This window comes from Bacteroidia bacterium, assembly GCA_027493955.1.
Lineage (GTDB): Bacteria > Bacteroidota > Ignavibacteria > SZUA-365 > SZUA-365 > JAOSJT01.
The window spans coordinates 863,789-877,440 of the sequence record JAOSJT010000001.1 but is presented as its reverse complement, the minus strand read 5'-3'; the positions used below and the strand labels follow the sequence as shown (position 1 = coordinate 877,440).

General features: G+C 54.4%; 9 protein-coding genes and 2 pseudogenes. 3 read left to right on the top strand and 8 right to left on the bottom strand.

Annotated features, from left to right (window positions below; all coding sequences use genetic code 11):
* Window positions 1–54: 54 nt before the first annotated feature.
* From M5R41_03480 to M5R41_03465, 4 genes and pseudogenes are all read right to left on the bottom strand, one after another.
* A pseudogene (locus tag M5R41_03480) lies at window positions 55–393 on the bottom strand (site-specific DNA-methyltransferase).
* Between the two features lie 34 nt (window positions 394–427).
* Complete coding sequence (locus tag M5R41_03475) at window positions 428–1,330, bottom strand: HNH endonuclease (GenBank protein MCZ7555449.1); 903 nt, start codon at window positions 1,328–1,330, stop codon at window positions 428–430.
* 76 nt (window positions 1,331–1,406) lie between these two features.
* Window positions 1,407–2,174: a hypothetical protein gene (locus tag M5R41_03470; protein ID MCZ7555448.1), complete on the bottom strand. Its 768-nt coding sequence runs from the start codon at window positions 2,172–2,174 to the stop codon at window positions 1,407–1,409.
* A gap of 37 nt (window positions 2,175–2,211) precedes the next feature.
* On the bottom strand, window positions 2,212–4,017 hold the full coding sequence (locus M5R41_03465; GenBank protein ID MCZ7555447.1) for a DUF262 domain-containing protein: 1,806 nt from the start codon (window positions 4,015–4,017) through the stop codon (window positions 2,212–2,214).
* Between the two features lie 542 nt (window positions 4,018–4,559).
* Between M5R41_03465 and M5R41_03460 the strand changes: the two genes are divergently transcribed.
* The 3 genes and pseudogenes from M5R41_03460 (at window position 4,560) to M5R41_03450 (ending at window position 6,801) form a co-directional block, all read left to right on the top strand.
* Window positions 4,560–5,021, top strand: a complete 462-nt coding sequence (locus M5R41_03460; GenBank protein MCZ7555446.1) for a helix-turn-helix domain-containing protein — start codon at window positions 4,560–4,562, stop codon at window positions 5,019–5,021.
* A gap of 1 nt (window position 5,022) precedes the next feature.
* A pseudogene (locus tag M5R41_03455) lies at window positions 5,023–5,427 on the top strand (PIN domain-containing protein).
* Window positions 5,428–6,189: 762 nt separating this feature from the next.
* Window positions 6,190–6,801: a hypothetical protein gene (locus tag M5R41_03450; protein MCZ7555445.1), complete on the top strand. Its 612-nt coding sequence runs from the start codon at window positions 6,190–6,192 to the stop codon at window positions 6,799–6,801.
* 294 nt (window positions 6,802–7,095) lie between these two features.
* Here the strand turns inward: M5R41_03450 and M5R41_03445 are convergent, their stop codons facing one another.
* From M5R41_03445 to M5R41_03430, 4 genes are all read right to left on the bottom strand, one after another.
* Window positions 7,096–8,262, bottom strand: coding sequence for an ATP-binding protein (locus tag M5R41_03445; protein MCZ7555444.1), 1,167 nt, complete (start codon window positions 8,260–8,262; stop codon window positions 7,096–7,098).
* A gap of 405 nt (window positions 8,263–8,667) precedes the next feature.
* Window positions 8,668–10,017: a hypothetical protein gene (locus M5R41_03440; GenBank protein MCZ7555443.1), complete on the bottom strand. Its 1,350-nt coding sequence runs from the start codon at window positions 10,015–10,017 to the stop codon at window positions 8,668–8,670.
* Window positions 10,014–10,667, bottom strand: a complete 654-nt coding sequence (locus tag M5R41_03435) for a hypothetical protein (GenBank protein MCZ7555442.1) — start codon at window positions 10,665–10,667, stop codon at window positions 10,014–10,016. Before M5R41_03435 ends, M5R41_03440 begins: the two co-directional genes overlap by 4 nt.
* Before the next feature lie 488 nt (window positions 10,668–11,155).
* Entirely contained in the window at window positions 11,156–13,645 is a 2,490-nt protein-coding gene (locus tag M5R41_03430) for a PAS domain S-box protein (protein ID MCZ7555441.1), read from the bottom strand.
* Window positions 13,646–13,652: the final 7 nt, after the last annotated feature.

The following is a 13,652-nucleotide window of genomic DNA, read 5'->3' as shown; positions in this document are numbered from 1 at the left end:
AAATTTACCAATGAGCCGCTTTCTTTCATTGAATTGAGTGGATTCGCCCCCCCCTCACCCCACCTTCCATACCTTCATCACCTCATCGCCGAGATGGTTGATCACCTTGACGGCGATGCGGCGGGAGGCGGGGATGGGGAAGGGTCGGGAGGTGTCGCTGTGCAGGGTGTCCCAGGCGTCGGGGTTGATTTCGGCGCGGAGGGTGGTCTTGAGGGCTTTGTAGGGATCGTTCTGGCCGAGGAAGTAGGCGTGGCGGACGTAGAAGCTCTCACCGTTGTAGTCGGTATCGATGAACCAGCAAGCGATGCCGTCGGCGTTGTCGCTGCGGACTTCGCCGGTGCCGGGATCGAAAACGTCTACACCGTTGACCTTGACGCGGATGTTGCCGTCGGCTTGCTTGACGCTCATTTTCAGATTTATTGTTAACTCAACCCTGGTAGACGTGCTCATTATGCCACAACAGTAAGTCTCTATCCGGTTGCTCCTCGACTGATGGCAGTACTATCAGCTTGTTTCCATGATGCTTGTAATAATCCCTGCCATTCTCGTACTGCTCTTTTATCCGTCTGCTCACTTCGACACGATGATCCGTTGTAACTGTAATGTACCCGTCATCAAAAAGGGTATGCACATCCGAGCGAAGCAAGAGTCCGTTCTGCACATTATGTTGTCCGTCAAGAGCGTATGGTTTGATATGTGCTGCTTCGAGAACCGGCAACGTTCGTTCCCCGGTGATCGCACAGCGACGCTGGTAGGACTCGGTAACGAGAATACGGAAAGTGCCCTGCCCATATCGTACCTTCTGTAACCGATGCTGATAGCGCTGACGGTTGTCGGCTACAATTCCATTGTCCACAACACTGAGTAGCTCCTCAGCGAATTTGTACATGCGTTTACCATCTGAAGAATCTGCTTCGTATCCCTTTCCCGACACAATGCTGTCGCCCCAAGCAGAGGGCTGTTGCATCCATCCCTCATCCGGTCTGAACACCGGCTGCGCGAGCATTATGCATGTGATGTAGGGATTCGGGTCGTGGTCTCTTCTGTATCGCGCTATTCGTCTCTGCAGGTCATTCAGACTGGAGACACCATTTTTCTCGCCAAAAGCATCCCAGGCTAGTTTCAGGGGGAGTATTGGGGCTTCGACAAAGATTCCGTAACCGGCAATTTTTCGCAGCGGTGCATGCAGTTTGAAAAAGAACAATCCACCTGGCTGCAACGCCTTAAACGGTGTACCCTTCGGTTTCCAGAAATTGACCTCATCAGGCTGACGGTCACGAAGAAATTTGAACCAATCATTGTCAGTCACACCGACATACATATCCGACATCGTTCACACCTCGTTTTTTCCGTTAGTTTCGCTATGGTGTTCGATTCCACTGAATGCAGTTCGTTCCACGAAAAATCTATACCCGATTACCCAGCCATTTTCTATGGATTTTTGCCCAATCGGAACTGCTCATCCCCAACTTCCCCGCCTGCCTCGGATGCACAAGCGGCAGCACTTCGTAGGTCTTACCGTTGATTGTCACGGGAACACTGTTTCCGTATCCGTGCTTGTTCACAAAATTGCTCAGCGTGCTCCAACCCTGAGCATAAGGCTTCAGCCACTGTTTTATGGGAACGTCGCCGAGAAGGATGATTGTGTCGGCTCCGGAGCGCTCCAGCTCGCGGAGTATGGCGGCGCGGCGTTTGTCGTCGATGTCTTCGAGTTCGGGAAGGTTTGCGGGTTCAACGATGCCCTTCTCCACGAGTTTACTGTAATGAGTTTCGATTGCTTTCGCTTGGCCGGGATTCATGCGGCTTTGGGGTACCAGATCGCATAACCACACATCCTCTCGCTTCAAACCCAGCGGATTCAAGATCATTGCATCCAGCACCTTGCCTGATGGTCCGTTGTATTGCTCGGCAGCCGGTTGCAGCGTCCCCACGCCTTCCGGCAATTTGATTTTCCTGATAATTTTCTCCGCACCGTCCCCTCTCCAGAATATCTCCGGCTCGCTGGCCACTGCGAGGGCGCGCACGAGCATTTTGCCCTTCGCATCGCGCCACTCCGCATGCACAGCGCTGGCGTACACTCCGAGGACGAATACCTTCTTGGGGCTGCGGTCCTTTTGAACGACATCCTTCACCGGTTGGCCGAAGGGAAAGCGATAGGTGCTGGCCTGTGGCATGTGTTTCTCCACGTGGATGAGTTTTTATGAGCGTTGATTACAGTGCTTTGAAGTACTCCCGCATCTTCCCCGCCATGAGCTTTCGACGCTCTTCTAGGAAGTCGTCGTAGCGCTCGTAGCTGTACAGTTCGCTGTCCAGCGGGATGCAATGGGAATTGAGATTTTGCATGAGTTGCTCGGGAAGCTCGATATGGCCGCAGCGCTTTTTCTTCGCATCGGGTTGCAGACACGCCTCCCATTCCGCAGCCATATACACCTCTGGCGGCGTGCTGCCGATGCAGAGATTGATCGGAGTGTCCGTCACCACGAGATTTGCGACCTGGTTGTAACGGCCTTTCGTTGCGCCGTTCTTTTTCAGGAAATCCTTCGGGAAGAAATGGTGGAGATCGGATTTCACCGTGAGCAGACTGTGTACGGTGACGGCATCCGAGAGAAAGCCCTTGTCGAGCATGTACACCTGTGCAGCGCGAAACACGTTGAAGGCTGGACTGGCTGTAGAGATGGTGACCAACTGCTGTGGCAGCATTGTATCCCAATATGCGTCGGAGAGCTCACCGTCGTAGGTGAGTTGCGCATAGCGCTCGAAACCGAGTTCCTGAATCTGCTTGATGTCGTTGTCGATGCGCGTTTCCGCAGAACCCGAGTATCTGCCCGTGAGCATGGACATGACCAACCAGCGCCGCACGAATTTCTGTATCTGGTTTTGCTCTGCCCCACTATCGCGCAACGAGAGATAGAGTATATAGCCGAAGTTAAGCACGTTCTGCGAACCGAGCAGCGCGCTGTCCACAAAGCCCGCGGAGGTGACGATCATGACGAATTGCTTGAATTTGTTTTCATTCATGAAATTCATCACGCCTTTACGAAGCAGCGCGAAGCTCTTTTCCGCGATATCCGCCTCGTATTGCTTGGTCTCGAAATTGCGTCCGGAGAGCAAAGCGACGAGATCCTCTAGTTTGCCGCGTCGGAATTCCGAAGTGAAGGCCACACGCAGCATGTCTGTGTATGACGGATCGTAAATATCGTCGTTTTCATTCTGCAGCCAGGACATTTTCCCGAAGTAGTCGGTGTCGGCGAATTTTTTGTCCCCTTCCTGGATTTTCTTGTAAAAATCCGGTGCTACGGCCAGGTGACAGAAATAATCGATGGCCTTGCGAAGATCGCTGCCGCCATACTCCTCGTTGCTGGCGATTTTGGACATGGCGAAATCCGCCTGGCTGAGCGGTACTCCCTCGGAGTTGACCCGGATAAAAATCTCCGTGACGGTCTCGATGTCAAGCGCCGCATCCAAATCTATGACACCGACCTGATTGTTCACTATCCCTGCGAGGCGGGACAACACCTGGAAGACATCCTTCTGCTCCATCCCGGGATTTTGTGCGCAATAGCCCATCACCACGGAGAAGAGATCTGCGCCGTTGGCGAACAGCACGGAAACATCCTGAATCCAGGTGACGTCCTTGGCAATGGCGGGATTGTGCACCTCGAACACTTCACGCTGCGGATGGAAGGCGATACGGATGCGTACATGTTCGTAATCCTTGGTCATCACTTCCCAGCCGAGCAACGCGGCCATGAGAGCCGTGACTCGTTGCTGTCCGTCGATAAGGATGCGTTTTCCATCGGAAAACGAACCGTCTTTGAGCTTCACATCGTGATTCTTCCAGGCGATGAGATAGCCGACCGGGAAGCCCTGATAGAGGGAATCCAGAAAATTCCTGACCTTTGTTGAACTCCACACGAATGGTCGCTGGATCTCGGGAATGGCAATCGCTCCGGTCTGAACCCAGGTGAGAAGTGTGCTGATGCCGTATTGCGTGACGGTGTAGCGTTGGGCTGTCATAATGTCATGATGAGGATTTTGGATTGTTGTGAAAGGTCCGAAGTCGTGTGTCCGGGTGTGTTTCGCCCCTACGCCCATCCCCCGCAATTACGGCGTTGACGGAGAAGAAAAGCACTTTTACGCGGTCAAAACGCATGCGGAACCCACGGGTGGTGACGGATCGGGAGCAGGCGATGAAAAGACTCAACATCGGGAACTTACTCACATTTCCGGATATGTGCAACCGTTTCACTCGTTCACTTCCGGAGCTGCGGCGCGGCGTGACGCGGAAGTTTCCTTATGTATATATAGGACCAATGAGGGACTGTGGTGAAAAAAATGAAGGTTGCGTGAAAATATTTTTTGTGACACGGATTGACGCGGATTAAGACGGATTTTCGCGGATATAAGAACGCTCATCTCGAAGATTCGCGTTGATCTGTGTCACTGACACGGATTTTCGCGGAGTTGGGAGAGGATCGGGATGGACATCTGTGATTGTTTCTATTATTTCGTATATTTCGTTTGTTTCGTTTACTAAATACTAGAATAAAAGGACAGAAATGAGTATCGAAACAGTTTCATACAACGGTGGGCAGTCGCCTGAGTCGGGTGATGTAGAAATGGCCAGAGCTGCGATCGAGAAAATATCCAAAGCAGTTGCGGAACCGCAGATCGAAGGGTATCGGGTGAGCCTTGGCGGGAAGGAAGCGATTCGCATTCCTGCGGCTGCGTACGCTCTCCTTGTTGAGATTCTTGAACACATGGCCCAGGGCAAAGATGTTGCATTGATGCCGCTTAAGACTGAACTGACAACACAGCAGGCAGCGGATTATCTCAATGTTTCGCGGCCATTCCTTGTGAAACTTCTCACGGAAGCAAAAATTCCATATCGCAAGGTCGGTGCACACAGACGGATACGCTTTGAAGACGTTGCGCAGTACAAGCGGCAGATCGACACAGAACGATCACGGATACTCGACGAACTCACGCGCGAAGCTCAGGACATGGGTCTTGGCTACTGACATTCGAGAATCGTGTGTCGTCCTGGATTCCTGCGTTCTCTTTCAGGCTCCGCTTCGCGATCTGTTGATGCGTTTGGCCTTGCTTGACGTATTCCGGGCTCGCTGGTCGAATACGATTCACGAAGAATGGATGCGGAGTCTGCAGGAAAAGCGTCCGGACCTCACACGCGCACGAATTGAACGAACGCGTGATCTGATGAATGCGCATGTACTGGAAGGTATGGTCGGAGGTTTTGAGCATCTCATTCCGACGATTCATCTCCCCGATCCCGACGATCGCCACGTCGTGGCATTGGCACAACACTGCCACGCGGAGATTATCGTTACATACAATCTTCAGGATTTCCCTCAGGAAGAACTTGGCAAATATGGTATCGAGGCTATGCATCCTGATGCCTTTTTGGTTGCATGCATTGCAGACAAGCCGCTACTATGCTATAAGGCACTTGGTATGCAGCTAGGTGCACTGAAAAATCCGCCTATGACCTTCGAGGCGCTACTGCATTGCTTCGGATCACTGTCCCTGATCCGAGCTGCTGATGCGTTTCGCAGACTTGTCGAAAAGTACTGATGCGGATTTACGCGGATTTTTATGTCACATCTACCCTTATGGCTCGAGCCCAGTCCGTTGTACATGGCGCAGAAGGCTCTCAGGATCTTGTCGGTGATGTTTTCATGGATCAGCATGATGACTCCCTGTCGTGCTGGTTACCTGGAAAAGTAAACTGTAATCTGGCACTGCGCTGCTTTATGCACAAGGCAGATTTTCGTGACACGGATTCACGCTGATTGGGGGACGCGGATTCACGTGACGCGGATCTGCGCTGATAAGGGCGGATTAACACGGATTAGATCTTAGATCCGCGTTGATCCGCCATAATCCGCGGAAATCCGCGTCGCTTAATCCGCGAGAATCAGTGTCACAAAGATCCGTGTTTCCGGTTGAGGTGGTTGGAGAAGACGCGACGCCTGAAAGTTGCTGTGTTTCCGAAATTCAAGAGCAGATGTGCAAGGATGAATGGAAGCGCATTTGAGCCTAGTCCTCGCATATACCATTTTGTGTGACTTGGATGTTGGGTGAGCTTACTGTAATCATCGGACACTTTACTCTTAGTCCTTTGCTCCGTAGATTCATTTCACAAATCATTCACGTGTTTGCGGGTACAGCATGAAACACCTGATCGGAATGGCGCTATGCGCCGTGGCTATGCAGTTACTTTCCGTCGTAACCATGGCACAGGAGCACGAACGGGAGACCTACTATTTCCGCGCGGGAGTCGGCTATCCATTTGTCCGGTACAGCGATGGTATGCGGGAGTACACAGAGTTTCTTCGCTCGGAGAGTGGTCACCGCAGCCTGCTCGCGGCAATGGATATCGGACTGTACTGGCCAATTCTGAATCATCGCGCCCTGTTGGGCATGGCGGTGACGGGGTTCTTCGACACCTACGAGGGACCGGGATGGAATGCCTCACTGAATTTCGCGCAATTCGGACCGAGCATGCAGTACACCTTTACCGGCATTGCAGGCGAAGGTGTCTATGTGCGTCTGGATCCGGGTCTGGTGATGCAGTGGAATCAGGTGGATATCAGCGACGGCAAGGAGCGCGTCCGTTACGAGATTGCCGACAATTCCGGCTTCGGGATTCTGCTGGGCCTGGGCTATGCTTACCCGGTATGGCCGAGTACACGTCTCAGCGTCGAACTGTCGTATGGCCACCGCGTTTCATCCTCGCATCGTGCACAATCCGTTGAATTTCTGCTTGGCGTGCTGTGGTGACGAATTCGTGCTCCAAGCGGTACGCTGGCGACGCGAACCGCTGCGTTTATGACACGGATTGCGACGTATGCTCGCGGAAGAACGGTTTTGCGGGACGTATCGCATGATGTCCGTCGCCTGTGCTATGGAGCATCACCGCGTCTCTGCACCTCCTGAGCGGAGTCGAAGGGGCGTCTTTGCGTTCCATTCCCTTCTGGCGAGGAGAAAACGGGACGCATGGACGGAACGCCTTCCTGAGAAGGATGTCGGGAATCATGGAAGCCGTTGACGAAAAAGCGTGCGGATTTGCACGGATTACTGAAGTGTGCGGAGTTCATGGACGAGGTCGCCGAGGGGTACGGCTTCGATGCCGGAACCGAGCGGATAGCGATGTTGGCCGGGATAGACGAGGAAGCGTCGTGAGGGGTGCGTGTCCGAGCAGGCTTCGTGAAAGCCGCGATCCACGTTCGGTTTGTGGCTTCTCTTGATTTCTATCGCCCAGCGATCCCCGTCCCCGAAAACGATGAGCAAATCAATTTCCGCTCCGCCGCTGCTGCGATAAAAATACCCGGTTGCATTTTCCGGTGCGTTTACCAGCAGGTTCTCGACGACGAATCCCTCCCAGCTCCCGCCGATCACGGGATGCGACAGGAGCGTATCCATGCTGCGAATGGACAGTAACGCATGGAGAATACCGGAATCGCGTATGTACACCTTCGGCGATTTCATGAGACGCTTGCCGACGTTGGCGAACCAGGGCGGCAACCTGCGAACGAGAAACAGGTCTACGAGTAGGTCCAGATAGCGTCCGGCGGTTTTTGCGTCAACGCCCAATCCGCGCGCGAGTCCGGCGGTATTGAGCATTCCCCCCTGCAAGTGCCCGAGCATGGTCCAGAAGCGTCGCAGGGTTTCCGCCGGAATGCGGGGTCCCAGCAGCGGTATATCGCGCTCGAGATAGCTGCGTATGAAATCCATACGCCAGCGCATGCTCGTACTTTCGTCATCCGCGAGAAGGCTGTCAGGAAAGCCTCCCAGAAGCCAGAGCCGATCAGTATGCAGCTCAACAACTTCAGAAATCGTGAATGGCGACAGCTCAAGATAGCGTATGCGTCCCGCGAGAGTTTCGCCGGATTGCCGGAGCAGATCAGGAGAGGCCGACCCAAGCAGCAGATAGCTGCCGTGCTTTTTTCCTGCGCGCCGGGATGTGTCAATCAATCCGCGGAGCGAAGGGAACAATCCCGGCAAGCGCTGCACCTCGTCGAGAATTACCAATCTCCCGCTATGCATGGACAGATAGCTCTCCGCATCCGCGAGACGCGCGCGATCCGTTTCCGATTCGAGATCGATGTACAGCGCGTCGAAGTGCTCCGCCACCGTCAAAGCCAGAGTGGTCTTCCCTGCCTGCCGTGGTCCCAGCAAACAGACCGCAGGCACCTCTTGAAGCGCCTGGATAAGCGTTTCTTTCATACATCGCTGTATCATCCTTGCAAATATAGGAAGTGTATTCCTGTTTTGCAAGGATCTACTCGTATGTTCATACGAATATTCGATTGTATTCGATGCAAGGAAAGGTAACGAACACGTAACTGGTGACGTCAACCGCCTGTACTATGGAGCATCACCGCGTCTCTGCACCTCCTGAGCGGAGTCGAAGGGGCGTCTTTGCGTTCCATTCCCCTCTGACGAGGAGAGACGGGACGCAAAGACGCATCGCCTTCCTGAGAGGGATGTCGGGAATTATGGAAGCCGTTGATGACATTGCGAGCGGTTTCGCATGAAGTGCTACGCATGCTCGCGGAGAAAAAGCATGGAGAAATTTCCATTACCGAAGTTTGGGTCCTCCCGGGGTTTTCATCACCGCTGACGTACTTCGACGTCGGTCCGGAATCAGTGGGAAAGCGTCCCGAACCAGTTCAGGAAATCCGCATCGATGGCTCCGACGTCGGCAGCCAGCACGCGTTCGACGATGGATTTCGTTTCATCATCCTGAGGCATCTGCAACACATCAATATTCCGCAACGCTGAATACAGCGCGGCGAGTTTTCCTTTCTCCTGAAGATAAAGAGCGAAGTATCGCGCCATGGCATGATTGGCTGCCCGTTTCTCGATACTCCTGGACTCAACCTCGTCGAAGGACAGTTGATCCATCGCGATCAGTTTTTCCACGGTGGGTCGCTTTCGCGCCGTGTGCTTCAGTACCTTTCCCCGCCAATTCGGCAGTCCCTGCACGAGGCTGTCCTGAATGTTCGAAACCTCGTACAGCGCCGCGATTCCTTCCTCGAACCACACGGGTATGTCACCGAAGTTCTGACGCACGAGCAAGTGAAACAATTCGTGGCGCAGGGTGCCTGTGCCCGGACCCGACATGGTCGCCGCAATACTGTTGTCATCGTGAAACGTATAGCCGATGCAGTTATCCGAGATATCCAACCCGTGAATCCGTTCCGACAAGCGCCGCAAGTCTCCGACGGAGGGAACAATGTACACGCAGATCAGATGCCGGGGCTCAGGCATGGTATAGTGCCGCACGTAGAAGGAAAGCACGGTCTGAAGTTCGGATTGAATGGTACGCAGCTGTTGCGTGGTAAATGACCGTTGGGATGCGATAATGAAATTTCCCCGCTGCAGCACGGTAAACCCGGATCCAACAAGTTCTTTTATAAACCGGACACCCTTGTCGCCCTCTTCGGGCTCGAAGAGCCGCCTACCGATTTCCTCTTCTGCGAGTACCGTGATGGTCTTCGCCGTCTCGCTCAGTAAGGGTGCGTCCTCCCTGTCCATCCAGTAAAACTCCTTCGATCGGACCCCCACACCACTGCCACTCGATCGAATGGCAACACTCGTACGGAGAGCGACCGTGGTACCACTGCCACAGGACCTTTCCGCATCCCGTATCAGGCTGCGCGTTTCCGCCGCCAGATCGTAGCGTGACAACACACGCTTGTACCAATAGATCCCCTGCCCGCTCAGCTGTGGCATGTTGCACAGCGTCGCCGCCAGCAGAAGATCCGTGTTCGGATTTCTCGCGTTCGGCACCCGGTCGCGATACTCGACCAGACGCTCAAGGAGTTCCGCATAGCGTTTTTCATCATACAGTTTCATGAAGGTGCTCAGGTCACTTTGCGCCCTCGACGGCAGCACAACGCAGACGAGAAGAATAAGCGAGATACACACCAGACGAGCATAGTTCCGGTGCTTTCCCAATGCCAAAAGCAGAATGCTGTATACCGTTTTCATTGCTGCTCCTTGAGCCGTTGTAACAATTCGGGAGATATGGTGTCGCCGCCCTCTCCTGCTGCATCTCCGGGAGGAGGATCAAGCTCCGCGTCCCGCAGCATGTGCCATTCAGGCGTATACACCGAGCCATCGTTGACGCTGATTTCCGTGTGCACGATGATGGTGATCATCATCAGTACCGTGCCGAGAACCGCCAGCAGCATGCCGGGTGAGGCCGAAATCACGGACAACTTCACGCTCTCCTTTGCCTCGACGGCAATATTTGTTTCCGGACCCTGAAGTTTCCCGAGTACGAAGGCGCAACCGACAAGCACCATGATCATTCCGGTGACAAAGCCGAGATAGCGCGTCCATATCCGTGACATGAGCGATACATTCGCCTGATGATAGCGACGCGCGAGTGTGTTGCTTTCGAGCATGGCAAGCGTGCGCCAGCGCAAGGTCTGTATGGTGATCTCCTCGTCGGTTTCGACGGGAGCTTCGCCCAGGGTTCCGGAAAGGTCGAGTGTCGGAGCCGCCTCGATGCGATCCTGCAGACGATACAGTTGGAACAAACTTGCGGCGAAAAAAAAGACGGTCAATCCGATGAGCATCCCGTTCATGACGGGAAGCATCTTCCGTTGCCAGCGTTCCGGTCCGGTATCACTCATCGCGGGGTCTCCATTGTGGTGTTGGATTTTTTCTCGGCAAGGTGCACAATCCTGGTATTGCCGCAACGTGCGGCGAACCGCTGTCGAGGACGCATTGGTGCAGACGCTTCGGAGGATGCGGTATTCCCTCGTCCGCGCTACGTGCTTCTTCGATTTTTCAACGCAATGCGCTCGTTCATACGCTCCTGTCCACGATGATTGGAGGTGCCGGGTGAGCGATGATGCCTCACGGCAGCACAACACCGATCACCTTCCTTCGTGCGCGTACTGCGCGCTTCAATCCGGATATCGTACGAGCTGTTATCTTATTAAATGTCGCAATTGAACATACATTTCCCGTCGGTCAGATGCAAGAGGTCCGGCGATGTCTTGTATCGTGCGCGAAGGAGGCGTCGTCCGGAAGGTAAGGATGCCTGAGACGGAAGGAATTCCCCTCGCACCGGATCCAGTGCGAGGGGACGAGGTAGGATGAGTGAGAGAGGAAATACTTACGTGGGTAGGGGGAAATACACCGAGAACACGCTCCCTTTGCCTGGCTCGGACTGTACCGAGATTCGGCCGCCGTTGATTTCGATGTATTGCTTGACCAGGGCCAGTCCAAGCCCGAGGCCTTCAAAGGGTCGCGAGTAGCCCTCGCTTTCCTGGGTGAAGGGATGAAACGCTCTGGTGATGAATTCCTGCGACATACCGGGACCGGTATCGCGAATATCTATGCGGAGTTGCTTCTCCTCTTCCGCTGTGGTAATGAATACGCCGCCGGTGGTCGTGAATTTGAGGGCATTGTCCACAAGATTCTGTATGGACTGCTCGAAACCCAGACGGTCAAGACGGAGAGGTACCCGATCGGTGTGTACGTGACATTCCAGATACAGATCTTTCTGATGCGCCGTGTAATAGTACTGCTGGAGAAGACGCTCCAGGGTGGACATGGCTTCAAATTCTTCGAATACGGGGGTGTAGGATCCCGCTCCGAGCGACGACGCAGCCAGCAGGAGGTCCACCGTACGCATGAGGCGTTTCCCCGCATCCTCGATGGCTTCGAACATGTAATGATCGAGAGGCTGAATCAGTTCGGTATACACTTCACGGATCAGTCCGGAATACCCGAAGATGACGTTCAGGGGCGTGCGAATTTCGTGGGAGATCAAGGCGATGAACTGATCCTTTATCCTGGCAGCGCGCTCGGCCTCCGCGCGCGCGTTGATGAGTGACTGCTCCGCTTCGATGCGTTCGGAGACGTCCTCTTTCACGGCCACGAAATTCACGATGTCGCCTTTGTGATCGGCAATCGGTGCAATGAACAACGACTCCCAATACAGACTGCCGTCTTTCTTCCGGTTCCGCAGCGTCCCGCGCCAAACCTGACCGGCGAGAATTCTGCTCCAAAGATCGTTGTAATAATCCTCATTCTGCTCACCGGAGCGGAATATCCGGACATGCTTGCCGAGAAGTTCTTCGCTTGAATACCCGCTCATGCTCTCCAGCCGGGGATTCACATACTCGATGTTGCCATGCACATCGGTGATCACGATGGACGCGGGACTGTACTCTACCGCGCGGGACAATTTTTTCAATTCCATCGTCGCGCGAATGCGCTTGCGCATACGCCACATCTCCAGCATGATCAACTGCAGCAGGCGAAGGTCGCTCTCATTGTATGCTTCGGCCTTCTCCCCCACGCCCGCCAGCATCACCACCGTACCTCCGTCCATGACGGGTACGACCGCGTGACGCATAAATCGTGCAGACTGTTTCGAGTGAACGAGACACGCGTCTTCCGGAATCCCGTTGCCGGAACGGATCTGTGGTTGCCGCGTCTGAACACAGGTCGTCCATAACTCCACTCTGTCGAAGCAAACGCAGGGATGCTCTATGTGTCTGCATTTCGCAGGTACATTTTCGGTCCATCGTGATTCGGCGATACGGCCGCTTACAGGATCCAGGAAATGGAAGTATCCGATGGCGCTCCCGGTCAGGGACACTGCCTTGTTGAGCACATGATCCAGAAGCGCCGCCTCATCATCGTCTTCCTTGGACGCCAGTTCATACAGCATCTGCATGCGTGCCGTGTTGAGCTCTTGCTCGATCTGATGCCCCTTCCGCTCGGTAATATCAACGACGAGACCGTCAATGGTGGCGAGCGAGTTATCGGCGTTTCTGCTCACGGTCGTGTGATCTTCCACCCAGCGCACGCTGCCGTCTTTGTGCAGTATCCTATACTCCGTCGTCATCTCGGTCTGGGTGGTGGAGATAAATTCGCGGACGGCTTCCTCCAGCACGGGCAGATCATCGGGATGAATAATGGAAGCGTACAGCAGGCCATACGTCAGGAAGTCCTCCGGTATGTAGCCGAATTGGCGGACATTGTCCGACACGAAAGACACCGGCCATCCCGGCATGGGAGTCCAGGAGAACGCGACGATCGGACTGTGAGATATGATGCTCGATATTCTATTCGCCCAGTCCTGCATGCGGCGGATCTCCGCTTCGGCCTCCTCCCGTTTCCGTAATTCTTCCGCTTCCTTCAGGACGCGGCGCACGGCGGGGACAAGCCGTTTCATGCGATGCTTCAGGACATAATCGCTGGCGCCTTCCAGCAGCGTATCAATTGCGGTCTCCTCCCCCATGTTGCCGGAGAGAAAAATGAACGGGACGAGTGGATGTCGCTCACGGGCGATTGCGAGCGCATCCATACCGTTGAAACGGGGCAAGGACATATCCGAGAGAATAATGTCCACAGCGCCACTATCGAGGGCCTCGGTAAATTCATCTTTATCCACCACCCGTTGAATGCTGCACAGCACCCCGCCTTTGCGAAGCAACGCCGCAGTGAGTGCCGCGTCGTCGGCATCGTCTTCGAGATGCAGAATGCGAATCGGCGTCGCGTCCGCGACCGGCGGTGTTTCGCTCGCCGTACGCGCTGCGCTTGCAGCGAGCTGCGATTGCGCGATTCCGTATTCAATATTTGCGTGATGCATGGGCGTA